Annotated in this window: 26 protein-coding genes and 2 pseudogenes; 20 read left to right on the top strand and 8 right to left on the bottom strand. The window is 35.3% G+C overall.

All coding sequences use genetic code 11. The features are described 5' to 3' along the window. Nucleotides 1-83: 83 nt before the first annotated feature. Together Q0371_RS17335 and Q0371_RS17340 are read left to right on the top strand one after the other, a co-directional pair. Nucleotides 84-548 carry a hypothetical protein gene (locus Q0371_RS17335; protein ID WP_298473439.1) on the top strand — a complete coding sequence of 155 codons (465 nt, stop codon included), beginning with the start codon at nucleotides 84-86 and terminating at the stop codon, nucleotides 546-548. Between the two features lie 83 nt (nucleotides 549-631). Next, nucleotides 632-1,387 carry an SDR family oxidoreductase gene (locus Q0371_RS17340; RefSeq protein WP_298473441.1) on the top strand — a complete coding sequence of 252 codons (756 nt, stop codon included), beginning with the start codon at nucleotides 632-634 and terminating at the stop codon, nucleotides 1,385-1,387. Between the two features lie 464 nt (nucleotides 1,388-1,851). On the opposite strand, the gene Q0371_RS17345 is transcribed toward Q0371_RS17340, so the two are convergent. Next, the gene (locus tag Q0371_RS17345) at nucleotides 1,852-2,745 is read right to left on the bottom strand and encodes a 3-hydroxyacyl-CoA dehydrogenase (RefSeq protein ID WP_298473443.1); all 894 of its coding nucleotides are present in this window, start codon (nucleotides 2,743-2,745) and stop codon (nucleotides 1,852-1,854) included. A gap of 221 nt (nucleotides 2,746-2,966) precedes the next feature. Here Q0371_RS17345 and Q0371_RS17350 point away from each other — a divergent pair, with 221 nt between their 5' ends. The 3 genes from Q0371_RS17350 to Q0371_RS17360 are packed head-to-tail and all read left to right on the top strand — an operon-like array spanning nucleotide 2,967 to nucleotide 4,685. Beyond that, the gene (locus Q0371_RS17350) at nucleotides 2,967-3,440 is read left to right on the top strand and encodes an Imm30 family immunity protein (protein WP_298473446.1); all 474 of its coding nucleotides are present in this window, start codon (nucleotides 2,967-2,969) and stop codon (nucleotides 3,438-3,440) included. A gap of 14 nt (nucleotides 3,441-3,454) precedes the next feature. Then, nucleotides 3,455-3,883 carry a GNAT family N-acetyltransferase gene (locus tag Q0371_RS17355; RefSeq protein WP_298473449.1) on the top strand — a complete coding sequence of 143 codons (429 nt, stop codon included), beginning with the start codon at nucleotides 3,455-3,457 and terminating at the stop codon, nucleotides 3,881-3,883. 19 nt (nucleotides 3,884-3,902) lie between these two features. Further along, the gene (locus Q0371_RS17360) at nucleotides 3,903-4,685 is read left to right on the top strand and encodes a GNAT family N-acetyltransferase (protein WP_298473452.1); all 783 of its coding nucleotides are present in this window, start codon (nucleotides 3,903-3,905) and stop codon (nucleotides 4,683-4,685) included. Between the two features lie 309 nt (nucleotides 4,686-4,994). Here the strand turns inward: Q0371_RS17360 and Q0371_RS17365 are convergent, their stop codons facing one another. After that, nucleotides 4,995-5,378: a hypothetical protein gene (locus Q0371_RS17365; RefSeq protein ID WP_298473454.1), complete on the bottom strand. Its 384-nt coding sequence runs from the start codon at nucleotides 5,376-5,378 to the stop codon at nucleotides 4,995-4,997. A 126-nt stretch (nucleotides 5,379-5,504) separates the two neighbouring features. Here Q0371_RS17365 and Q0371_RS17370 point away from each other — a divergent pair, with 126 nt between their 5' ends. From Q0371_RS17370 to Q0371_RS17420, 11 genes are all read left to right on the top strand, one after another. After that, the gene (locus tag Q0371_RS17370) at nucleotides 5,505-5,645 is read left to right on the top strand and encodes a hypothetical protein (RefSeq protein WP_298473457.1); all 141 of its coding nucleotides are present in this window, start codon (nucleotides 5,505-5,507) and stop codon (nucleotides 5,643-5,645) included. Nucleotides 5,646-5,789: 144 nt separating this feature from the next. Next, nucleotides 5,790-6,566, top strand: coding sequence for an NUDIX domain-containing protein (locus tag Q0371_RS17375; RefSeq protein ID WP_298473460.1), 777 nt, complete (start codon nucleotides 5,790-5,792; stop codon nucleotides 6,564-6,566). A 54-nt stretch (nucleotides 6,567-6,620) separates the two neighbouring features. Then, entirely contained in the window at nucleotides 6,621-7,172 is a 552-nt protein-coding gene (locus Q0371_RS17380; RefSeq protein WP_298473464.1) for an isochorismatase family cysteine hydrolase, read from the top strand. 28 nt (nucleotides 7,173-7,200) lie between these two features. Beyond that, nucleotides 7,201-8,673 carry a nicotinate phosphoribosyltransferase gene (locus Q0371_RS17385; protein ID WP_251552835.1) on the top strand — a complete coding sequence of 491 codons (1,473 nt, stop codon included), beginning with the start codon at nucleotides 7,201-7,203 and terminating at the stop codon, nucleotides 8,671-8,673. A gap of 18 nt (nucleotides 8,674-8,691) precedes the next feature. Next, nucleotides 8,692-9,306 carry a nicotinate (nicotinamide) nucleotide adenylyltransferase gene (gene nadD / locus Q0371_RS17390; RefSeq protein ID WP_298473467.1) on the top strand — a complete coding sequence of 205 codons (615 nt, stop codon included), beginning with the start codon at nucleotides 8,692-8,694 and terminating at the stop codon, nucleotides 9,304-9,306. Between the two features lie 85 nt (nucleotides 9,307-9,391). Continuing rightward, nucleotides 9,392-9,805, top strand: a complete 414-nt coding sequence (locus tag Q0371_RS17395; protein WP_298473469.1) for a hypothetical protein — start codon at nucleotides 9,392-9,394, stop codon at nucleotides 9,803-9,805. Between the two features lie 343 nt (nucleotides 9,806-10,148). Continuing rightward, a complete protein-coding gene (locus tag Q0371_RS17400) occupies nucleotides 10,149-10,967 on the top strand; it encodes a hypothetical protein (protein ID WP_298473471.1) in 819 nt (272 codons plus the stop codon). A 241-nt stretch (nucleotides 10,968-11,208) separates the two neighbouring features. Beyond that, nucleotides 11,209-12,762 (top strand): histidine kinase N-terminal 7TM domain-containing protein, encoded by a 1,554-nt coding sequence (locus Q0371_RS17405; protein WP_298473475.1) that lies wholly within the window; start codon nucleotides 11,209-11,211, stop codon nucleotides 12,760-12,762. 250 nt (nucleotides 12,763-13,012) lie between these two features. Further along, a complete protein-coding gene (locus Q0371_RS17410; protein ID WP_298473477.1) occupies nucleotides 13,013-13,351 on the top strand; it encodes a hypothetical protein in 339 nt (112 codons plus the stop codon). Nucleotides 13,352-13,549: 198 nt separating this feature from the next. Further along, a complete protein-coding gene (locus tag Q0371_RS17415) occupies nucleotides 13,550-13,855 on the top strand; it encodes a hypothetical protein (protein WP_298473479.1) in 306 nt (101 codons plus the stop codon). Nucleotides 13,856-14,023: 168 nt separating this feature from the next. Further along, complete coding sequence (locus Q0371_RS17420; RefSeq protein ID WP_366518621.1) at nucleotides 14,024-14,380, top strand: thioredoxin family protein; 357 nt, start codon at nucleotides 14,024-14,026, stop codon at nucleotides 14,378-14,380. 77 nt (nucleotides 14,381-14,457) lie between these two features. Here the strand turns inward: Q0371_RS17420 and cyoE are convergent, their stop codons facing one another. The 6 genes and pseudogenes from cyoE to Q0371_RS17450 form a co-directional block, all read right to left on the bottom strand. After that, nucleotides 14,458-15,354: a heme o synthase gene (gene cyoE, locus Q0371_RS17425; RefSeq protein WP_298473482.1), complete on the bottom strand. Its 897-nt coding sequence runs from the start codon at nucleotides 15,352-15,354 to the stop codon at nucleotides 14,458-14,460. Between the two features lie 531 nt (nucleotides 15,355-15,885). Then, entirely contained in the window at nucleotides 15,886-17,610 is a 1,725-nt protein-coding gene (locus tag Q0371_RS17430) for a GMC family oxidoreductase (protein WP_298473485.1), read from the bottom strand. A gap of 24 nt (nucleotides 17,611-17,634) precedes the next feature. Further along, nucleotides 17,635-18,402 carry a gluconate 2-dehydrogenase subunit 3 family protein gene (locus Q0371_RS17435; RefSeq protein ID WP_298473488.1) on the bottom strand — a complete coding sequence of 256 codons (768 nt, stop codon included), beginning with the start codon at nucleotides 18,400-18,402 and terminating at the stop codon, nucleotides 17,635-17,637. Between the two features lie 62 nt (nucleotides 18,403-18,464). Continuing rightward, complete coding sequence (locus Q0371_RS17440) at nucleotides 18,465-18,722, bottom strand: hypothetical protein (protein WP_298473492.1); 258 nt, start codon at nucleotides 18,720-18,722, stop codon at nucleotides 18,465-18,467. Nucleotides 18,723-19,052: 330 nt separating this feature from the next. Next, nucleotides 19,053-19,691: a GntR family transcriptional regulator gene (locus Q0371_RS17445; RefSeq protein ID WP_298473494.1), complete on the bottom strand. Its 639-nt coding sequence runs from the start codon at nucleotides 19,689-19,691 to the stop codon at nucleotides 19,053-19,055. 298 nt (nucleotides 19,692-19,989) lie between these two features. Then, a pseudogene (locus tag Q0371_RS17450) lies at nucleotides 19,990-20,320 on the bottom strand (RidA family protein). Nucleotides 20,321-20,433: 113 nt separating this feature from the next. On the opposite strand from Q0371_RS17450, the pseudogene Q0371_RS17455 reads away from it, so the two are divergent. The 4 genes and pseudogenes from Q0371_RS17455 to Q0371_RS17470 all read left to right on the top strand — a co-directional run bounded on the left by Q0371_RS17455 (nucleotide 20,434) and on the right by Q0371_RS17470 (nucleotide 24,160). Beyond that, nucleotides 20,434-20,742 (top strand): annotated as a pseudogene (locus Q0371_RS17455) (helix-turn-helix domain-containing protein). Between the two features lie 15 nt (nucleotides 20,743-20,757). Beyond that, nucleotides 20,758-21,648 carry a hypothetical protein gene (locus tag Q0371_RS17460; protein ID WP_298473497.1) on the top strand — a complete coding sequence of 297 codons (891 nt, stop codon included), beginning with the start codon at nucleotides 20,758-20,760 and terminating at the stop codon, nucleotides 21,646-21,648. 227 nt (nucleotides 21,649-21,875) lie between these two features. Continuing rightward, on the top strand, nucleotides 21,876-22,400 hold the full coding sequence (locus tag Q0371_RS17465; RefSeq protein WP_298473500.1) for a hypothetical protein: 525 nt from the start codon (nucleotides 21,876-21,878) through the stop codon (nucleotides 22,398-22,400). Nucleotides 22,401-22,861: 461 nt separating this feature from the next. Beyond that, nucleotides 22,862-24,160, top strand: a complete 1,299-nt coding sequence (locus Q0371_RS17470; protein WP_298473503.1) for an extracellular solute-binding protein — start codon at nucleotides 22,862-22,864, stop codon at nucleotides 24,158-24,160. Nucleotides 24,161-24,223: the final 63 nt, after the last annotated feature.

Here is a 24,223-nt window from a genome sequence, read left to right on the forward strand (position 1 = left end):
TTTATTTCAGCCATTTTAGACTGCATATTTATTACAAGGGTGGAAAGTATAATAGTATTCGATTAAAGGAGGCCATACATACTTTGAAGCAAGAAAATAATGAAAGTGCTAAATCAGGAAAAAAAGACTTTGCCACGAATACTGCTTATGGAGATCCTATTAAATCTACCAAACCCTCTATAAATCAAGAATATAAGCAAGGTTCCTCCCAAATTGCAGATAGTACACAAAAGCCAATTATGAATGACTATGGAAAACAGAATACTTCCAAGGAATATACAACGGATCGGTCATACGGAGACCCTTTAAGATCAGATGCACCACCTATAAATCATACACACAAAGCAGCAAGCTCTACTATTGCAGAGAGTACGGAGAAGACTAGTACAAAAAAAGCGAAAGAGAAGAAAGACCCCACTAGTTTCACTGCATACGGAGACCCAGTGGTTTCTTCTAGCGAATCTATAAATGAAAACTATAAAAATGCGTCTGCGATTATTGCAAAAGGTACAGAGGATACTGGGCATGATGGGGCTAGAACCAAATAGTATAAATATATAACAGCTTTTAAATTGAGATATAAAGGATTAAGGGGTAGGATGAAATAGAAAAGAGTTAAGGAGGTAATATTATGGACAGACTTAAGGATAAGGTTGTTATTGTTACAGGAGGAGCAGGAGGCATTGGGCTAGGTATGTCCAAGGCGATGGCTAAAGAAGGAGCAATAATAGCAATTGTTGATGTGAACGAAGAAGCTGGTCAAGCAAGTCTAAAAGTACTTCAGGAAATATCACCTAAATCGATGTTTTTAAAGGCAGACTTAATGGATAGAGACAAGCTTCCTACAATTATCACTACAGTAGCAGAAGCGTACGGAAAAATTGATGTTTTAGTCAATAATGCACATGCATCTAAACAGGTGACGATTGAAGAAACAACACAAGCAGATTTAGATTTGTCATTCGGCACAGGATTTTACCCAACCTTCTATTTGATGCAGGCAGCACTTCCATATTTAAAAGAAACAAAAGGGAATGTGATTAACTTTGCATCAGGCGCTGGATTAGCTGGCCACGAAACACAAGGGGCGTACGCTGCAGCAAAAGAAGCAATTCGAGGAATTTCCCGTGTGGCAGCCAATGAATGGGGTCGTTTCGGTATTAACGTAAACATTATTTCTCCTATTGCCGACTCTGAAGGCGTACAAGCATGGGCAAAAGCACAGCCTGAATATTACGAAAATGTTCGCAGCAAAATCCCACTGGGACGTTTCGGTGATGTGGAAGAAGATATCGGTCGTGTAGCTGTTTTCTTAGCAAGCGAGGATTCTAAGTATATAACTGGTCAAACAATCATGGCAGACGGCGGATCAATAATGCTTCGATAAATATATGAAAAAGTCAGGGTGAGTTATTTATCACTCTGACTTTTTAAGTGATTATATTTATTATTCACCGCAAAGTACCACTCCTTTATGCTATTTCGTAAATAAACTAAATACTTTAGACTTACTAGGTGCACTAGACTATGGTAAATCTCCATCTGAACTAACAGTTCCATTTGAATTGTAGTAATTCATCGTGTGATTGTCGTAAAGTAAAGCAACATTGTAGTAAACGAGGACTAGAATGTCGTAAATTTCTTTCCAAATTAACAGTTTGATATGGATTGTAGTAATTCATCGTGGGATTGTCGTAAAGTAGAGCAGCATTGTAGTAAACGAACACTAGATTGTCGTAATTCCCTAGGTAATTGTCGTAAAGCAAAGCATTAATGTAGTAAATGAGCGCTATACCCAGTAGAGATGAAGATGAACAAAAAGAAGACTAATAAATAGCCTTCTTCAGATAGTTATTTCAAGAACTTAGGATCCTCATATTTTGGATTTGGATAATCATAAAATCCTTTTCCGTTTTGGATACCCAATCGTCCTTTGTCGATTAGCTCTGTTTTAAAGTATTCTGCTATTTTTGCCTTTTGCTCATTTCCTGATTTTGCTTTTTCAAGCGCAATGTTATATGGGGTGTTTAGTCCTATAATATCTAGCACTCCGAAGGGACCTCTGTTTACGCCCATACCTGCCATCCATGTTTTATCCACTGTCTCAGGATCCGCAATTCCATTTGCGACTAAATTTTGAGCGGCATCTAAAAATGGTACTAATAAGGAATTTAAAATATAGCCAGGCTGTTCCTTGTGGATAGGTAAAGCAATCATATTAATTGCTTTAGCAAATTCAATTACCTCTTCGAATACCTTGGGATCCGTTCCTTCATGTTTCATAATTTCAGCCGTGTTATTGACCCAAATTCTATTTGCAAAGTGCAAATGTAAGAATTTCTCAGGACGACCGGTAAACTCTACAAGCTGACTGGGAATCATAGTGGAGGAGTTAGATGCAAAAATCGTGTTCTGTGGAGCAACCTTCGACAAATTTTCATAAAATGCTTTCTTAATATCGATCACTTCCGGAACTGCTTCAATTACTAAATCCACATCCTTAACAGCCTCAGCTAAGTCGGTATATAAGGATAAACGATCATAAGCGGTATCTACTGCTTCTTGAGTTGCTCCTAAGTCTTCTTGATAATTTGCTTTCAAACCAGTAAGTCTTTCCTTAGCCTTCTCTAACGCCTCTTCATTAATATCGTATACGGATACTTTAAATCCGTAAAAAGCTGTTTGAAAAGCTATTTGACTTCCCAAAACTCCACTACCAGCTACCAGTACCTTATTAATATCCAAAATAGTTCACTCCTCTATGCTCTAATAACTATTAGTTATTATCTATTTTTTCATTATTATGTATTCAGAAATAAGAAATTTAATTGCAGAATAGCTAGCAATTTAGAGAAAGTTGAACTGACGGGAAATTTCAATTACTAATTGAAAAATAAAGGAAAAAAATTAAATACATGTTAAAATTGAACAAGAAGCACAAATATCTAGTTTTAGAGAGGACGCTAATGGACTATACAGATGTAATTCATAGGTTGAAAGATAATCGCTTGATGCATTCTGAGCAAGAAATTATTTTGTTCGAAGAGGCATTGGAGGAAGTAGCAAATACAAATGATGATCACTTAATCGGTCAGCTGATGGACGTGTTAGACGATGAAACCGAACAGGAAGAAGTCATGTGGGGTCTTATACATATACATACAATAGAATACTTAAGTGGGTTTTCTCCTAAGAGAGGCTTGAAACAAATGATTGCTGCTGTTCCAATGAATATTGAAAAAAGTAGAGAGTGGATGGTGATTCTTCATTATAGAATTTTAAATCATGATGATTATAGAAATTTATTTATTGAAGCACTGAAAGAGGCTGACATAATATGCAAAAGCGTAGTATTGAATCTACTAGAAGATATAAAGGATGATAATCCAAGTGATTTTACAGATAAAGTAGAAGAGGTAAAAAAAGGATTATGCACATAGAAAGGAAGAAAAAAGTGGATTTGAGAATAATACGAGAAGATACCGATGAATCTAAAAAAAATGTTAATGAACGATTGTATTATTTTAATCTGGCACACTTTCCTGAGGACTTGAGAGGGAGATATGAGGAAGTTAACTTATTTATAAAGGATGAAAAGGATCAAGTGTTAGGAGGGATAATGGGTGAAGTATGCTGGAATTGGCTAGAAATTCATGTTTTGATAATGGATGAATCGCTGCGTAAGAACGGGTATGGTTCAAAGTTATTGATGGAGGCAGAGGAAATAGCCAAGGAAAGAAAATGTGATTTCATTAAACTGGATACTTTAAGCTTTCAGGCATTAGAGTTTTATAAAAAACATGGGTATGAAGTGTATGGAACTCTGCCTTACGTTGGTAGGGACTTTGACCATTATTATATGAAAAAAGATTTAATGTATTAAAATAGATAGGGGTAATTTAATGAACATGCAAACTATACATATGCTAGATATAGCATACTGTGAAACATTTACTAGAAGAATTGATACATCATGGGGGATTCTATTTTGTAACGAGAATCAGCCTGACTACTATGATGCTAATCATGCAAGGATAATGACTGCTTGCGACAATTCACATGAGGTAGCTGAAGAAGTCATAAACTTTTTTCAATCCAAAAATATTGTACCGAGGTTCTACATTTATGACCTAGAAAACCAGCAAAACTTACTGACCGAACTAAAATCTAGAAAGTTTAAATATGAAGAATTGATAAGCCCGGTACAACTATGGGATAACAACATCATTAGTATTCCCACTGATCCTATGGTGAAGATTGAAAAAGTGACAAAAGAAAACTACCGAGAAGCGATTGAAATAGAGGGTAGTATCAAAGAGTTCGGTGGCCTGGAAGTAATGGAAAAGGTCTTTGAGGAGCAATTTAATCACCCAGCATTCACTCATTATCTCCTTCGTTATGATGGGGTAGCCTGCTCTACGGCTTGTATTTTTGAAGATGGCAATCAAGCTAGAATGGAAAGTGTAGCAACATTAGAAGCATTTAGAGGAAAAGGATTAATTGGACAAATCATTCATTATATTCAGCAAGAAGTTACAAAAAAGAGAATTGAAAAGCTATGGGTTTTCCCTATAAATGAAGCCATCGAAAAGGTCTATCAAAAATATGGTTTTGAGACAGTACATAAAGCAGTAGCGGGTCACGCATTTCTAAGCGGGAAGAGTATTAAAGAAATTCAAAGTTAATTTTCATAATAGCTTGGTTCGTATTAATCGAACTAAGCTTTTATTTATAAATCTCTTCATCTTTGTAGATTCAATTTATAGCTAGCTATATACCCATAACATTATATAAGTAAAAGAGGTTATTAAAATGAAATATGCCCGATTTTTATATTTTAGTATAGTATTTATATTTATGGTTTTATTTATAAATCTATATATCCTTGCTGAACCATTCCACCATATCGTTTTTATGATTGTCGGTATAACTTTTATTATATCTACCTTTGTATATTATAAATATCAAGAAAAGAGTTAAAATGGCTTAATTAGCTATTCTTCATTTAATTCCTTAAAATAATTCTCTATTGCTTCGGGGAGCACTTCTGCCCGAAGGATCGATAGTTTATTCGTCCCAGGGCTGGTTTCTATAAGAACTGATTCTGTACCATCATCATACTGAATAACAGTGAATTGCCGAATCATTGACGGGCTACCTTTCTCGCTTTTTAATACGTCATATGCCTCTTCAGAAAAATAATTCTCGTAGCCCGGCTCCAACAAATGGTGAACACTCGTGAATTCTTTTGAGAATCTTAACTCTTGATAAAGTTCCAAGGAATCTTCCGGCTTCATGTAGTAGTCATATAACAAGGGACCAAAAGAAATCACAACTATTAATAATATTACGGTTACTTGAATAATTGGTTTCCTCATATCACCTATCCCCCTCTAATTCAGAATTGCTAAAAGAAACACAGTTTGTAGATGTAAATTTATATGATTATACCATGTGAACTATAAGTGGGGTATATTTCCCAAAAAAAGAAGCAGTCGGAATTTGTGGGGATGTATAAGCAAGGAATGGTTTCCATTTTGCTTGGTAATATCAAAAACAAGAGCTTGTTAGATGGGAACGTCGATGTAAGTTATGATGAGGATGCCAAGCGGCGGGAGTTGGAATTCGTAATTACTACTAGGTAGAATAAAAGTAATAAACGATTTGCATTTATTTTGACTTTTCGTTTGACTTTTTTAATTCCAAATATTACAATCAAGTTAAGGTTAACAAAGTGTTAATCAAAATACCTTTGAAAAAGAATTTTTTCTTCAGAAGGAGTGATACACATGTCTAACGAAGAAGCATTAAAGCAGTATGATATCAGAAAATATAAAACACCGGACGGCTATACATCAGATATCGCAGTTTTTACAATAGTTGCAGAGAACAAGGAAGAGCATAAACCACCTATCATGTCTCTGAAGCTAATGCTGATCCAGCGGGCTTTACTAAACGCGGAAGGCGATACAAATATAGAGGCAGGAAAATGGGCGCTACCAGGAGGTTTTGTCCAAGAGGATGAAACAGCATTGGAAGCCGCTAAGAGAGAGCTTGAGGAAGAAACAGGCGTTGAAAATGTGCTGATCAAACATTTCGGAGTGTATGACACACCTGGTAGAGATCCCCGAGGATGGATAATTACGAATGCACATTACGCTATTGTTCCGATGGATTACCTTTCTAAAAGAAAAGCTGCAGATGATGCAGCAGAAGTGGAGTTATTCTCTATTGAGGAAGTATTAAATCTTCCATTAGCATTCGACCATCGGGAAATTATTACAGATGCTATTCACATGATTACAAATGATTTGCTCCAAACGACTGTTGCTAAAAACTTCTTGCCAAAACATTTCACTTATTCAGAGCTGCAAGCAGTGTTAGCAACTGTAACTAATGAACCAGGTATCCTTAGCGAGCAATCCTTTGCTAGGAAAATAAAAACGCTGCCGTTTATTCAAAAAGTTCCGGGAAAGAAAACGCAAAGAACATCTAAGTCTCCTGCTGCATTATACGAATTTTTGGAAATGGATATTGTAAAGTCTATTTACACGGCTAGATATTAATTTTTTATTTTTATTGATTAACAATTTGTTTATTAAAATAATATATAGGAGGAAATGAAAATGAAAGCACTTATTAACATTGATTACACGAATGACTTCGTTGCAACGGATGGTGCATTGACATGCGGAAAGCCCGGGCAAGACATTGAGCAAGAGATCACTCGACTAACAGAATCTTTTATCAAGGAAAATCAGTACGTAGTGTTTGCAATAGACGTCCATCATTTAAATGATCCGTATCATCCAGAAACTAAATTGTTCCCTGCTCACAATTTAGAAGGAACAGAAGGTCGTAAATTATACGGTAGCTTGCAGGAGATATATGAATCGCATAAAGAGAGTAAGCAAGTGTATTGGATGGACAAAACAAGATACTCAGCTTTCGCGGGAACCGATTTAGAGATAAAACTACGCGAAAGAGGAATTAACGAGGTTCATTTAGTTGGAGTATGTACGGATATTTGTGTGCTTCATACTGCAGTGGATGCTTACAATAAAGGTTTTAAGGTCATTGTGCACAAGGATGCAGTCGCAAGTTTCAATCAAGTAGGACATGACTGGGCTCTAGGGCATTTCCAAGGCTCTATAGGGGCAGAGGTTATTTAATCGAAATTTAGACTGGGAGGTTTGTTCAATGGAACGATTATATAAAGACGATAGCTTAGCTCTTCATACGGACCTGTATCAAATTAATATGGCCCAAACGTATTGGAGAGACGGATTTCATAATCAAAAATCGGTGTTCGAAGTTTATTTTCGTAAGCTGCCATTTGGGAATGGCTATGCTATTTTTGCAGGTCTGGAGAGAGTGATCGAATTTATCAACAACTTCCATTTCTCTGAAACGGATATCGATTATTTAAGAGACCAAGGCTATGAAGAGGAATACTTAGATTACTTGAAGGGTATTCGATTTACTGGTACATTACGCAGCCTTAAAGAAGGCGAGCTAGTTTTCCCGAATGAGCCAATTATGCGTATAGAGGCTCCACTAGCAGAGGCACAGCTGATTGAAACACCTATCTTAAATATCATCAACTTCCAAACACTTATTGCTACCAAGGCAGCACGGATCAAACAAGTAGTTGGTGATGATACAACATTGGAATTTGGTACTCGCCGAGCACAAGAAATGGATGCGGCTATTTGGGGTACAAGAGCTGCTTATATTGCAGGGTTCGATGGAACTTCGAATGTGAGAGCTGGAAAACTGTTTGGAATTCCAATTGCAGGCACCCACGCACATTCGTTGGTTCAGGCTTATATCGACGAATATACAGCGTTCACCAAGTATGCAGAGAGCCACAAGGACTGCGTGTTTTTAGTGGATACGTACGACACATTAAGATCTGGTGTGCCCAATGCGATACGAGTAGCGAAGGAGCAAGGAGATAAGATTAATTTTAAGGGTATCCGATTGGATAGCGGAGATTTGGCCTACTTATCTAAAGAGGCTAGAAAGATGCTGGACGAAGCAGGATTTAAAGACACGAAAATATCTGCCTCTAACGATTTAGATGAGGCAACAATTTTAAACCTGAAGGCGCAAGGGGCCAAAATCGATACATGGGGAATCGGGACCAAACTAATAACGGCATTTGACCAACCGGCACTAGGAGCGGTCTACAAAATAGTATCTATTGAAGGAACGGACGGAGAAATGGTAGACACCATCAAAATAAGTGCAAATCCTGAAAAGGTTTCGACACCTGGTTTGAAAAGAGTCTACCGAATCATAAATCGCAACAATGGAAAATCAGAAGGGGACTACATTGCTTTAGAAACCGAAGAGCCACAAAAAGAAGAGCGATTAAAGATGTTCCACCCGGTTCATACATTCATAAGTAAGTTCGTGACCAATTTTGAGGCAAGAGAGCTGCATCATACAATTTTTGAAAACGGCAAGCTTACGTACAAAACTCCTTCTATATTAGAGATTCGAGAAAATGTTCAAGAAAATCTAGAGCTACTATGGGATGAATATAAGCGCCCGTTAAATCCAGAAGAGTATCCGGTCGATCTGAGCCAAAAATGCTGGGATAATAAAATGAATCGCATCGCAGAAATCAAAGAAAAAACGCAGCAAATGATGAAACAGAAAAAATAGTTTGTAGGGGGAGTAAATATGGCTAGGATCGGAATCTATGGATCGTCCTTTGATCCCATTACGAATGTCCATCTGTGGACAGCAAGTACGATTGGGCGCAGATGTCGTTTAGATAAAGTAATCTTTTTACCTTGTTCGCACAAAAGAAGAGATAAAGAGATGAATGTTGCTGACAACCATCGTTGGAATATGATTTTACTCGCAATCGAAAACAATGAAAAATTCGAGGCAGATGATTATGAGATGAATCAGGAAGCCTGGAATGCAAATACGTATCAAACTATGAAGCATTTCAAAGAAAAATACCCGAATGATGAAGTATTCTTCATAATGGGAGCAGATTTACTAGTTGATATAGGTGCAGGTAAATGGAAAAACGGTGAAGATTTAGTGAAGGAAAATAAATTTATTGTCATGGCAAGGGACGGAATTGATATGCTAAAGGTAATCAGCAAGTCCCCTATCTTAAGAAACAACGATGAAGGATTTCATCTCATAGACAAGGGCCTAGCAATGGAAATCAGTTCCTCCTATATTAGAGATGAATTTGCAATGGGTGGAGAGCCGAGATATCTTCTTCCAGATAAATGTTATGAGTACATCCTAGCAAATGCACTTTATCAAAGAAAATAAACGAAGGCGCCTAGTTTAGTACTTAAACATAGGCGCTTCTTTAAACTACTGCTAAGCATTTTGTTGAATGTAAGTGTAGATTGAAATGGTAAAAATGGTATTTATTCATTTAAGTAGTTTAAGTAATTTATCCGAACAGTTGAAAGGAGAACAAGGAATGCGCTCTCATGAGGAATTAGAGGAGCAACTAATAGCATTTATCAAGCAAATGCCAACTATGAAGAATAAAGCAGAATTAATAGAAGCAATAGAAAGTATTTATAATATAGATATAAACACTTTTCAAAATCTACTAGAAAAGAGCTATAAGGAGTTTGAGGATTGGTTAAATACACTGTTAAGTAAAGAAAAAATACCAAAAGAAATAGTAGCTATTAATTTCGGGATATTTGATAAAAAAGAAAGCTTTCAGCTTTATATTTCGGGCTCCACGGAATGGGATGGGCATGATGATGACTGGGCAAGTAATAATGATTATTTTACAAGGCAGATATGCTGAAATAACAGCTTATAAAACGTTGTACCATTTATACGAAGAGCAGTTCTACTTAGGTTTATTTTTAACTCTTGCTTCTACAATCATTTTTACAAATACATATTTACAATCTAATATTTCAAATTTCCCAAGAAACATAGTGTTTGCGACTGGATTTGATGATGGTGATCTATACAATTTTTGTGGAAAACATGATAGTACCATGGTTCCTCTCATTTTTCGGTAAATAAAGATGGAGACATATTTCTCCATCTTTTCTTAGAGAGTTTAAAATACTATGTAAAAGATATTAGGGACCTTATAGTGTTACAAATTATAAACTTATAAAATTAGGAGAAATGAACTCATGATAAGAATGCATAATTTACCTGAAAACATTAAAGAGGCCTTAAAACCTTACTATAATAAAAAGGAAAAACCAGATGTTTTTCCTGCGAAGTTTTCATTTAAAGGAGAGCTTTATTACTATTTTACATTCGCTCCTGCAGCTGAACAGGTGATTTTACGCAACGATGGAAGCGCTCCTTACTTCGAAGAGATAAAGGAAGAAGCGCTACTAGCAAACAATTTTAATGTTTGTATTGAGAAGTTTGTACATATTGGAGCTGGATGGGCAACTGCAAACAGGCTAGGTAACTATGAAAACTATAAAAACATACTTACCCAAATTAAAAGGAAATTAGGTCCATTCCCGGAGGATGTACAAAAAGCATATGATGTAGTCAAGCATGTCCCCGATATAATTATAGAAAATCAACATCAAATAGTAGATGCCGTGAAAAAGGCGGATGAGTTGTGGAAAGTAGCAAGTGATAAAGAGCTGGTTACCGATCAGGATGAAGAAAAAATGGAGTCCTATTTAGTTGAAATGATTCAGGCACAGGTTAGACAAAATGATATTCAAATGAAAACAGATGAGGAAAGAAGGATAATTAGTGAATTTGTTTCCTTAAAAAAATGGGTTAACTTACACGCATTTATATTATCCATCAGGCTAAGACCCTTTGATAAATACATGTTTAGTCGAAATCATGAGGATGCGGGCGAATGGGCTGAGCTTAGAGACATGGCGCTATATAGTAATCGAAAAGCAGAGGAAGTAAAGGATCATCATTTGATTTTCGATAGCCTAAGAAATCCTAGATTAAAGAGTGAAGGTATTTAGATGAGAGGATAATTTGAAAAATTGTGACGTCACCCTATCGTCCTTAGCGTTTTAAACACGTTAAGAACGATAGGGTTTTTTTAACGTTTACAGAGCAACATTGATGGAAGATAAAGTGATTATTCTCGTGCCAGAAATGTGTATTCATGACACAAAATAGCAAAACAGTCTCTAGTACAGGATAATCTACTGCTATATAATATAGGATGCATGAAAGATAAATTGGAACGGAGAAAAATTATTGACGCACATTCTAGTAGTAACATTAGCGGGCATAATAAGCTTGTTTCTTAGTTTATATATACGAGTTAAAGCGAAAGATGCTCCGGGAGTAAAGCCGTATATTTTAGTTACCATATTGTCATCGATTTTCACATTTGCTTATGCCTTTGAATTAGCAAGCTCGACCTTAAAAGAAATGAAGTTTTGGCTTGGAGTTGAGTACCTTGCCATGCCATTCATTCCTGTATTTGTTCTATTTATGTGTATGGAGTATGTAGGACGCAAGATTAAAACATGGAACTATGCTATTTTCATCATTCCCATCACTACGATATTTATGATGCAAACGAATGATCTTCATCATCTTTATTATAAATCGATGAAAATAAATAGAGATGGTCCATTCCCGTTATTAGAGCTAGAATGGGGCCCATGGTTTAATGTTCATGCTATCTTTTTATTTTTATGCTTAACTATATCTGTCTTCCTATTGCTTAAGGAATACCGTAAATCTCTGTTTTTGTTTCGTATGCAAACTTTATTGATGGTGGCAGGTTTTATTACGCCTATCATAGCTAATTATTTTTATTTAAATGATTGGAGTGAAGGGATAGATCTTGGTCCGATTTCTTTAAGTATTGCTTTTACGTTCCACGGGATAGCTCTTATATCCTTGCAAATGTTCAATGTCGCTCCCATTGCTAGGGATAGTGTATTTGAAAGCATGAAGGAGGGAGTGCTTGTTTTAAATCAAAACAAGGTGATCGTTGATTATAATAAAGCAGCACTAATTGTAATTCCGACTTTAAGTAGTCATCATATTGGTAAAGCGATTGCAGAGGTTCTTGATGAAAATCCTAAACTTAAAGAGAGGTTAGATGAAGAAATAGAGTCTGATTATACTAGCTTACTAGATGAGCAAGTTATACACTTCCGAATAAATTTTACAGAAGTGATGAATAAAAGTGGGTTACAGGTCGGTAAAATTATTACCTTTATAAATGTTACGGAAAAAGTACAGATGGAAGAAAAATTAAAACAATTGGCAAGCATAGATGGGCTTACCCAGGTATTAAACCGTACATTCTTTATGAATAAAACGGAAGTAGTATTTGATGATATATCGATAGATGGAGGAAGTATCTCCATAGTAATGTTTGACATTGATCATTTTAAAAGGGTTAATGACACGTATGGGCACGAGGCAGGAGATATAATATTGACCCGTATTACAAGCATAGTAAAGGAAAAATTACGATTTGAAGACTACATGGGTCGCTACGGAGGGGAAGAGTTCATTATTTGTATGCCAGATACTTCTTTGATGGAGGCTGCTAATAGAGCAAATATCATTCGACAAGCAGTTGCAGAAAGCTTAGTCGTTTTTAATAAAGAAGAAATAGAAGTAACATCAAGTTTCGGGATATCTCACGCTCTTCTGGAAGTAGGAGAGGATAGATATTCCATTCAACAGCTAATTAGAGAAGCTGACCAAGCGTTATATGCTGCAAAAAATAAAGGGAGGAACTGTGTGGCATTATATAATGCTGACGAACTATTGCTTCAAATCTAATGGATATCTCTAAAAATAAAGGCAAGTGAGTAAACAGGTGTTCTGTTTACTCTTTTTTTATAAATAAGGATAAAGTCTTAGGTTTACTTAATACAATAGACTTTATTAATCTGGATATTAGTAATCCTTATGAATTGTTTTAATGGTTAAATCCATGTTCATGGAAGGGAGTTATTATGCTAGTACAAGAAGTAACCCTGGTGTGGATGTTCTTACTGGTCTATATGATATATATGGAGGAAATTAATCTATGAGAGAAGAAAAAAGAAAGAATAATACTGTGTGGTATAGGTATGGAGAATACTCATTTAAAGTTAATATATTGGATAGTGGTAATGCTGTAGTTTGGGTTAACTTTAAAGGGTTCAATATAGCTTTTCCAATAATTATAAGAGAATTTTTATATGTTTTAGTAGAATTTAATTTAGATGTAATAGTCAATTCTGAATGGAACGGTCATAAAGGTTTTGAAGTAAGGCAAGAGGAAGTAGATTTTTTAATTGGTGAAATACTAAATTTTTGCCTTGAAAATAATCTTAATACTATGGATTTGGTTGAAGAATATTCAGCCAATGAGTGGTATGAATAATACTAAGTCTTCTGGTAAAAGTAACATATTGAAAAATGTGTAAAGCAAATTAATAAGCAGATGAGTGATTTAACTAAACAAACTAAGGAATCTTTTTTTAATGATCAAGATGGCGCAAAAGATATTTTAAGTTAATGTGGACGAGCTGTCTTAATACTCCATAACCAGGTGGTTTTAGTAAATAGAGGAGGAAAGTGAATGTACGAAAAAATAGATGCAGTATTATCTAAAAATAGCTCAGATAATTATAAAATTAGATTGGCCTACTGTATAGGTGGAGATAACGGGGTATATGGATTTAATATATTATTAGATTTACTTAATGAGAGTGATGAAGTGGCTGAATATGCAATAGATTCTTTACGTTCTTTTGATGGAGAAGAATATAAAAAAATAATTGCTTCGAATAAGCAAATAAAGCCCAAAGTAGAAAAATTAATAAAAAATGCTAGTTTACCTATTGAAAGGATTTTAGAAGCATTTTTACAACAAAACAAATTATAAAAATTCGCATATATTATTAAAGCTAAAAATGTTACAAAATCACTTGATTTCCTAAAATTTAGAGGGAAGAAAGTATATAAACTAAGGATAGGATATTACATCATTACTGAATGTAATGTCCAATGAAAGAAGTATAAATGCTTAACAAATAATTATACATTGAAAAGAGTGATTAAGATTAGAATTTTTGAAGAGTTTCTTACAATTGAGGAAGTTGATCGTTTTATTTCCAGCAATCCATTAAGCTTTATTTACGTATCCCATAGAGAATGCACGGTTTGTCATGCTCTTTTGCCGCAAGTGAAGGTACTTATGGAAAAGTTTCCTGATATACAGCTCGCACACGTTGATTCGGCTGAAGTAGAAGAGGTTGCAGAAAGGTTTATTGTTTTTTCAGTCCCTGCTATGCTTCTGTTCATTGAGGGAAAAGAATATTTGCGGGAAGCACGCATGGTCCATATGAGTCTTTTCGAAGAGAAATTACAAAAAATTTATGAAGGATATAAAAATGAAAGGCTATTCTAGCATGAGCTAGGAATAGCCTTTCATTTTTATCTAATAGGGAAATAAAATTGTTTCGCTGCAAGATAAACAACTCATCATTATAAAGCGTCTAAGAGCAAACCCATACTAGCATATATAATCACCGTAAAGTAAATCACAATCATATGGATTAATGAGAATTTAAACATTTTATTTGCCCAGTCTTTCATATCCATTTTGCGTGTTCCAAATAAGCTTAATCCCAACCAAAATAGACCTAAAACAAGTGAAACTAAAGTGAGACCTAAGCTAAGTGGGTAAAACAAAAAGCTAGATAGCACTAATAAAATTAAATAGAAATTTGTTTGGATATATGTGCGTCTTCCTGCTTTAACAACGGGAAGCATTGGAATGTTTGCAGCAGCATAATCATCCTTTTTTCGAATGGCAATCGCGTAAAAGTGAGGCATTTGCCATATGACCATGATTAAAAACAATGCCCAACATGCTGGGTGCCAAATGTCCGGAGCAACAGCTGCCCAACCGATTAAAGGAGGCATTGCACCTGATATGCTTCCAACTTCCGTATTCCAAATCGTATGGCGTTTCGTCCACATGGTATAAGGAACTACGTAAAAAAATACTCCCAAAAATCCAAGTAGGCTTGCTAATGGCGATGCTAAATATAATAAAATTAATCCAATTACTAATAATAAAATCGCGACTATTAAAACTTTCTTAATCGATATAGCGCCTGTTACGGTTGGACGTACCTTCGTACGAGCCATAATAGCATCGATATCACGATCATAAATGTTATTAAACGAACCAGCGGCAGCAATAACGGCTGCTGTTCCTAAAAATGCAAAAACTACATTCCAAATATTATCTACAAAGCTGTACTCATAAGTATATAAAGCAAGCATTAAACCAGCAATCATTGGAATAAGATTAGACTTAATGATTCCTGTTTTAACTACTTGAGCCCATAACGTTTTTTGTGATTGTTTAGTCATCGTATTTCATAGCTCCTTATTTATCCACTTGAACTAATATAACCTATATGATTAGCTAAAATCTATATATTAACTCTTTTTTATAATCATATTTGAACAATTTAGGTCTATTTCTACATATATAACAAAGGGGACTAGTATTAGACCATCTTTTAAAAAGCCTTATCATTTCGTAAAGAGGTATAAGAGGAGCGGGTGAGTTGATATTTTTATTCATATATAGGGAGTTATTAGAAGAACTACTAAAAAACCATACCAGATCACAAGAGATTTAAACTGTAAAAGGGTTTTCTCCCTTGTTATATAACTCAAGCTAATGTTTAAGGTAATCCATTCAATAAAATAAATTAGACTTATACGTCTCTAGAAAAGATAGTAGTAAAATAAAAGTGATCTGCTGTACATTTTAGGGGATTTTTTGAATAGAAGATAAATAAAAAAGAAGAGGGAGGTTCCGTTAAAGTTTTAAGAAAAAAGCTCTTGCCCACAAAATTAATGCAGACAAGAGCTATTTAATAGACTAGTTGTCGTTTATGCTTTAACTAATAATCCGCCTTCTTTTAAATATTTTTGAATACCTTCTGCAGCACGATAAGAAAGTGCGCCAAGTGTACCAGTTGGATTGAAACAACTATTATGTGGGAATGCAGATGCGCCTACCACAAATACATTTTCAGCTTCCCACATTTGTAGGTATGTGTTTAAGGCAGATGTTGCTGGGTCCGCACCCATAATAACACCACCTGTGTTATGTGTGTTGGAATCTTTGTTCACATTAAACGGAGCTTGCTCTTCATTTGTATCGATAATATCTGCACCAATTTCTTCTGCAATTTGACGAGTAACCGTTGACATGTATTTTCCCATTGCACGGTCGTTGTCTGTATATTCATATGTCATACGTAATAACGGATAACCAAATTCGTCTTTAAATTCCGGATCAAGGTCCAGATAATTTTCTTTGTGAGGTAAAGAAGCACCTTGTGTTTTAACAGGGAAGTTTGAGTTTGCATATTTAATAGATTTTTCCTTAAATTCCGCACCCCAATTTGGAGTTCCAGCAGGTACACGATTCACTGCAATTGGACGGTCACCATATTGTGTGGAGCGAACTCCAGCGCCGTGAATGAAATCTACTTCAGAATGGTCAAAATTGTCTCCCATATATTCTGCAATCTCAATACCTAATGCACCAGCACCACCATAGAGGTTAAACTCTTTGTCCTCGAAGAAAAGCTGAGAACCTCCAGCAGTTATTTGATAACAGTAGTTTTTACCAATTGTCCCTTTACCTGTTTTTGGATCATAAGGAGTTCCGATACCAGAATTGAGAAGTAAACGAGCATTGTTGAATACATAACTTGCGACTACAACTACATCTGCAGGTTGTTCAAATTTTTCTCCTGTTAGCATATCAACATAAATAACACCGGTTGTTTTATTACCATCTTTAGTTAATTCTAAAACATTAGAATGTGTACGAAGTTCTAGATTACCTGTTTGTTTTGCAACCGGAATTACTGTTACAGCAGGATCACCTTTAGCTCCATATTCACATCCAAAGTTTTCGCAATATGCACAGTACTGGCATGCTGCGCGAGAGATACCATCTGGATTTGTATATGCTTCAGAAAGATTGGCAGCAGGCATAACGAAAGGTTTGTATCCTAAGTTTGTTGCTGCTTTTTCGAATTCTTTCATTAATGGTGTTTTCACTAAAGGAGGTGTTGGATATGGATTAGATCGTTTGCCCCATAATTCTACTGTTTCCCCTGAAATACCAGCCATTTTTTCAAATGTGTCATAGTAGGGTTCCATTTCATCATAAGTTAGACCCCAGTCGTTAAGACCTTCCATCCAAGCAGGAATTTTTTCGATTCCGTAACGTTCAATAGTTTTCGTACGAATTTCGAAATCATAAGGTAAGAAACGATAAGTTTGTCCATTCCAGTGACTACCAGCACCACCAACACCGTCACCTACTATGAATGTACCGTAGTGTCGCATTGGTAGGGCTTTGCCTGATAGTGTATTTCTATAAGTAATTGTTTCCTTTGAAAGATCTTGCATTAGCTCTGTTCGATGTTGGTAACGAAGTTCATCATGTCCCATTGCATAATCAGCAGTTGTACGGTCTTTACCACGTTCTAGCCCAACAACACTTATTCCCGCTTTCGTTAGTTCAGCAGAGACGATTCCGCCAGCCCATCCCATTCCTACTACTACAACAGGCACTTTAGGTAATTTTGTAACCATATATATGTCAGTCCCTTTCTATTATTAATGTCCCATATGAGAATTTAAACTTTGTGGTTCAAGTTCGATAAATTTCTCGTCTTGTATTTCTGCTACATATTGCATACGAGATCCTGGATACTTACGCATACTCCAGCCAGTCATTTCATTGTTACCACCATACATCGGGTCTGCATATACACCCTCAATAGTTAATGTGCGTAGTAAATTGAAAAATTGAGAAGAAGAAACTTTTCCGTATAATTCTACTTTACCTTCACTAAAAGTAAGTAGAACTTCATCTTGTTGAGTAGCTTCTAAGTCTATAAAGTCAACTTCATATTGCTCGTTACTATACTTGGTTAAGCTATCTAAACCAGCTAAGAAAAGATCTTTACGAAGAATTTTTGTTTGTGGACCTTGGTTTTCTTCTGCTTTATAAAAAGCACCTAAACGGTAATCTTTTACGTTAGAACCCCATGGACCAGCTAATTGATGATCAATATAAACAGCGGCATTAAGCTCTTTGGCACCAGGTCCATTTGCATCTTCAGGGAAAATTCGTTCCACTGCTGCTTGAGTAACTTGATATTGTTTTGGCGTGAAGAACATAAGCGCTAAATTTGGATTAGCAGTAGGCGTTTTTGCATGATTCTGAATTTCAGTAGTGATCGATTTATCATCTTTTAATAGAAGACTTCCTAAAGCTCCACCTAAAACAACTCCACCTACTGTCAAACCAGAATTTTTGATGAATGTACGTCTAGATGAACGTTTGTCTAAAACGGAATTTTTCTTTTCTTGTTCTGACACATTAAAACCTCCCATAAAATAAATAATTAACTATTTAACTAGTTAAATAGTTAATGCGTTTTTTAATGCACAATAGAGCTCCAATTATAAACAAGTGTATGAAGAGCTGAAAAAACTAGTAATGATGCTATAAAAATAATGTATTTTCTTCCCGACCAACAAAGAACAATGATGGCTAAACCAATTCCAGAACCTAAAAGGGCAAACCATGGGAATGGACTATTATAAAAAAATAGGAAAAGTGCAAAATCGGCTACGATAAAAAGGGCAAATAGCACTTGATTGAGCAACCTCAATTCTTCTAAATTGTACTGCGTCATACTTATTCTCCTTTATTAATCATTTAAAGTTTTTATAAAAGAAGCTCTTTGTATACAAAAATATATTTTTTGTATACAAAACAACATTTTTCATTTTACTACAACCTTTTGTTATTTGTACACATAAAAGTTTAGAATATGTTATGAAAAGGTTAGCGACAGGAGAACACCTTATATGAACAGTCACCAATTGTAGTAAATACTACAAAGTGTATGTATTGGCTAAATATTATAAAATAAGTACAAAAAAACACCAATTCATCCATTTCTGGTAGAATCAGTGCAGAGTTATATAAGTTTGAATTTTCAAAGTTTGAACCGCTAATTATTCTAATACTGTCCATTTCTGGCAATAATCTCAAGAGTGAAATTCATGTCTTTATACAAATGCTTGGCCATTAGGTCACTAGCTAGTTGTTCATCCTTATTTTTAATGGCTTTATAAATTTCTTCATGCTCATCTATTAGATGTGGACGATTATATATATCAAACCTTAAGCTAAATAAATAGAAAATAGTCTGAGCTTCTTCTAATCTTTCAATCATTAACGGATTTTGGCATTCATTTATAATTAAATCATGAAAGTGTTGGGTTTCATTGTATATTTTTTTTGACTGTCCTTCTAAAAGCAAATTACGAGATTTCTTTATGGTATTTTCTAGTTCTATTATCGTTTCTGTTCTCATATAGTTTGCTGCTCTTTTTGCAGCAAAACTTTCTAAAGCTATGCGAATTTCATATATGTATATCAAATCTTGAGCAGTGGGATTGTAGACATGCTTATTTTTTATTAAACCTTCTTGTTCCAACCTTTTAATTGCTTCCCGTATTGGTGTGCGACTCACGCCTATCTCACCTGCAAGACGTTCTTCTACGAGCTTCATTCCACCTTTATATGTTCCATCTAGCATACGTTCTCGAATGTATTCATAAGCCAATTTTTGTGCATTCATTTTGTCTGGAACCATAGCATAACCCCTCAAAATTTTATTATTAGATACTCAGCTATTATACGTTATAAATTATTTTTTTTGAAGAATTATACATGCTCAGGTAAGAATGGAGGAAAATCTTTATTTACAGCAGTCGCTTTGTCAGTTGTTGTCCCCTTTAAAATGAAGAGAAAGAAATGAGAACACTTCAAACAGGACTTTTCAAAAGGCTAAAGATTCTCTGGTAGGGACGGTATACAGTACAAGGTAGTAGTACTACATAATTTTTATAGATAAACAATTATACAAAAAGTGAATCAGGATCCACACGTAGTTAGCTAAAATCGGACCATAATAGTTGCTCAGGGAAAGCCAAATAAGTTACGCCGATACTGCTGCCGGCTGGACGATGTTCTCCGATATATTCCTTAAACATTTCTATGACTTCGCAGAAATGCTCTTGAGGATTCGTTAGATAGAGTTCCACATAAGCGAGATTGGATTTTGTTACACCAAATCCCTCTAGTACACGGTCTAGATTTTCAAGCGTTTGACGGGTCTGAGCCTCGATATCGCCCTGAAATGTAGATAGTGTCGTTGACGCTGTAACCTTGAGTAATACCATGATACCAAAGATTGTGATTGTATGTTTTAACATTATTCATTACTTTCTCTCCTTTATTTCAAAGTAAAGTAAGTATAAAATGAAGAAAAAGAAAAAATAGTATTTTGATAGTTCCTATCAGAATGGATAGTGCCAACATGAGTATGGAGGAATATTCAAGAGAAATCTTTTGGGTTTACATTGTCTGTAATTGTTGGTTAGTGGAAAGTGCTAATTTTTTATCTCCTAGCTGAAAACCAACCCGTTCAAAGACAAATAGGAGCCATTACCTTTAAAACATTTAGTTCACAGCTCAAAGAGCAGGAATAGGATGGTATGGTTTTACGAGAAGAGTACCCATAAATCCCCTCTAAAGTAGAGTACATACTTACGCATCAAGCAGATACTCTATTACCTGTTTTGGAACAGTTATGTGAATGGGGAGATAAAAACGCAATAACTTTTACTAAAAGCTATCAATAAGGCTGGGGGCATTTTATGGAATGGATAGTATTACTGCTTATAGGTTTTATTTGGTTTATTGTATTCGTACGCAAGAAAACCTCATTTAAATTTGGTTTACCCCCAAAAACATTAGAAATAAAACAAATTAAAGGATTAAAAAAGCTAAATGATACACTGGAGCAATCCCTAAATAAAAGTTTTATGGAAAATGTAGAAGTGCGGGTAAGGAAAAATAATAGATTAAAAGACAATGAGTATGAGTGGCGTCTCTTAGATTTGAAACGGTATTTTATAATGACTTCTCTATTAAAAGAGTCACCAATGTTTAGTGAGAAAGTCGATGAGTTGTGGCATGAGATGCTTATGTTTACCCGTGAGTATGATAATTTTTCAACAAATTATTTAGGGGCAAAGCTTCATCACAGTCCAAATGTAAAGATAGAACCCGATCCAGATTTACGTGGTTTTTTTGATTGGGTGTATGCGGAGCTATTTTTCATAAGAAGTGAGAATAACCGACTTTATAAAGGCTTTTTTAGAAACCCTGTATCTCCAAATGTTATGGATGATTTCAAAAATTTATCTGAAAATGAACTAATCGATATTTACTTTAAACGTGATACGAAATATATGAAGACTGTACTTGCGCTTATTTTTTCCATGAAAAATACAGTAAATGGTATAAGAGATTACGAGAAAAAGCTTATACAGCAACAGTTGATAAAAGGAAAAACTCAACAAAATTACAACGCATTGCTCGTTCCTTTTTTGTCAGTTTCTTATTTCCATTATGATGAATTTTCAAGTTACATGAAAATAAGTAATAGCGACAGTTTATCAAATTGTACAAGTTGCGGGTCGGGCAGTTCCTGTAGGTCTTGCTCTTCAGATAGTTCCTGCTCAAGCTGTGGTGGAGGAGATTAATAAGGCTAGTGTAATTAATATTGATTAGATGAAAAGAATTTTTTTATATGTTAAAAGTAAAGTCAAAAAGCTCAAGTTTTATTTGTGAATAACATGCAAGGAGTCATCAGTACAGCAGTTTTTATATTAATCTATTTTACTATAGTGATTAAAAACGATTATTGAGGTTTTGTTTATGATAGGATACTATTTGAGAATAGTTTTTTACGAGATAGGAGTAGAATAGTATGAGAGCGATTAAAATTTATGACCGCACAGATTTACTTGAAATTTCATTTGATGATATTAAAAAATTCCATGGCTACGGTGCATATATGGCAATTGGTGTAGCATTCCGTATTTTAGAAACAGCATTTGAAGAATTATATGGTGAAGAAATTCCAAACCGCGAAGACATTTCTATTGTTTCTGGTCACGGCGGCCCTGGCTTTCGTGATTGCTTCGAGTTTGTGACACGTGCAAAAACACGCGGAGAATACATAGTTGATATAAACTATCCTAAAGCACAATATGATCCACACCGTGCAACCGGTTATGTATATAAGTTTACAAAGAAAAATGGTGAAGCAGTGGAAATTTTACTAAAAGAAAATTTCTTACCACCAGTCTTTTACGATTATTTAAAAATGGGTCGTGATGACAGCTTTACACCAGAAACACACGCAGAAGCTCGAAAACTAATTCTTGAATTAGGCGACAAAGCGTACAATATGTCTAAAGAAGACTTATTAATCGTTAACCGTATTAAATAATGATACAAGGCGTTACTACAACATTTTTGTAGTAACGCTTTTTTTATAGCGCCTGTAGAACATAGCTTAGTTTTCTAAGTCGTAGGATTAATGGTAGGGAGCTTTAGAGAACTCAGTTGGTAACGACGAAGTTAAGAAATAGGGAGAGCCGCTTTATAAATAAAATAGTGTAATTATTATAGTAATTTAGTTTTGGAAAGCGTTTTCGTTAATTTGTAAGAAAATTCTTGATTTTCTATTAATCTAGGGATATAATTCAATTTGAAAGCGGTTTCACCTTCTAATTATTGCTTTTTTTCATATAGTTTAGAAACCGGTTTCCGTAATGCGTCAAGTAGCTTAGTTTTTATGATGAGGACAATATGGGAGGTGCATGATACAAAAATAATAACTTTCATTATTTTTGTTGAAGAATTACAACCTGTAAGACACATTGACCAAAAAAATTAGGGGGAATCAATTTGAGAAGTTTTAAAAAAATAAGTGCTTTGGGCTTGTCGGCTGTTCTTGCACTATCATTGGCAGCTTGTTCTGAAAAGGAATCGTCTGAAGGTGGAAAAAGCGGAGGCTCACAAGACCAAGTTACCTTAAACTTTTGGACTTTTGGTGCTACTAACTATGAAGACTTAGCAAAGGCATATGAAGAGGAAAATCCTAATGTGAAAGTTAAAGTAAGAGCTGCTGAAACTGCAGAGCACCATGATGCATTATTTACCGCATTATCAGCAGGAAGCGGAGCTCCAGATATTACGATGCTAGAGATTGATCAATTAGATCGGTTTAAAGCAGCACAAGACCAGTTTGAAAACCTTTATGATCTTGGGGCAAAAGATATTCAAGATCAATACTTAGATTGGAAATGGAGTACTGGAGAAAATAATGCCGGGGATTTCTTAATCGGCTTACCAACGGATATTGGTCCAAAAGCTTTATACTATCGTACAGATGTCTTTGAAGAAGCTGGTTTACCAACAGATCCTGAAGAAGTAGCTAAACTCATCAGTTCTCCAGAAGCATTTGAAGAAGCAGGTATACAGGTTAAGGAAAAGACTGGAAAACCATTCATTGATAGTATTGAAATGGCATTCAGATCTTATTTAGATGCAGCACAAGAAACGTTCCTAAACCCTGAGGGTGAATTATTAATAGAGCAAGAAGGAAATGCGGTTAAAGAGGCATACGATTATGCAGTAAAGCTTAATGAGCTTGGCATTGTCGGAAAATTTGAAATGTGGTCACCAGAGTGGGCAAATGCGGTAAACAAAGGTGAATTTGCAGCTGAATTAGGAGCTGGCTGGTTAAAAGGTTGGATGGAAGGGAATGCACCAGAAGCAGTAGGTAAATGGAGAGTAGCAACATTGCCAACTGAATTTGCTGCAAACTGGGGCGGTTCGTTTATCTCCATCCCAAAAGAAACTAAACATGCAGCTGAAGCTTATGAATTTGCAGAGTGGTTAATCTCTCCTGACAATCAAATAAAATCATTCCAATCAAAAGGATTATTCCCATCTGCTCCGTCTGTTTACGAAATGGATTCCTTCAAAAACAATGAAGATGAGTTCTTTGGTGGACAATCAACAGCACCAGTATTTGCTCAAGCAGCACAAGATATCAATGGAGCGGTGTATAAAGGAGAAAAATACTTCCCGGTTTATCAGGAAGTACTGAATGCCTTAAAGGATGTTCAAGCTAAAGGGGCAGATCCAGAAAAAGAGTGGGCTGCAGCAGTTAAGCGTGCAAAGGATTTAATGAATCGCTAGTAAAGAGAATAATAGATTTGAAGGTGGATGAGGAGTTGAATGAGCTTCCATTCCACCTTTCAT

Source organism: uncultured Psychrobacillus sp. (assembly GCF_938022135.1).
Lineage (GTDB): Bacteria > Bacillota > Bacilli > Bacillales_A > Planococcaceae > Psychrobacillus.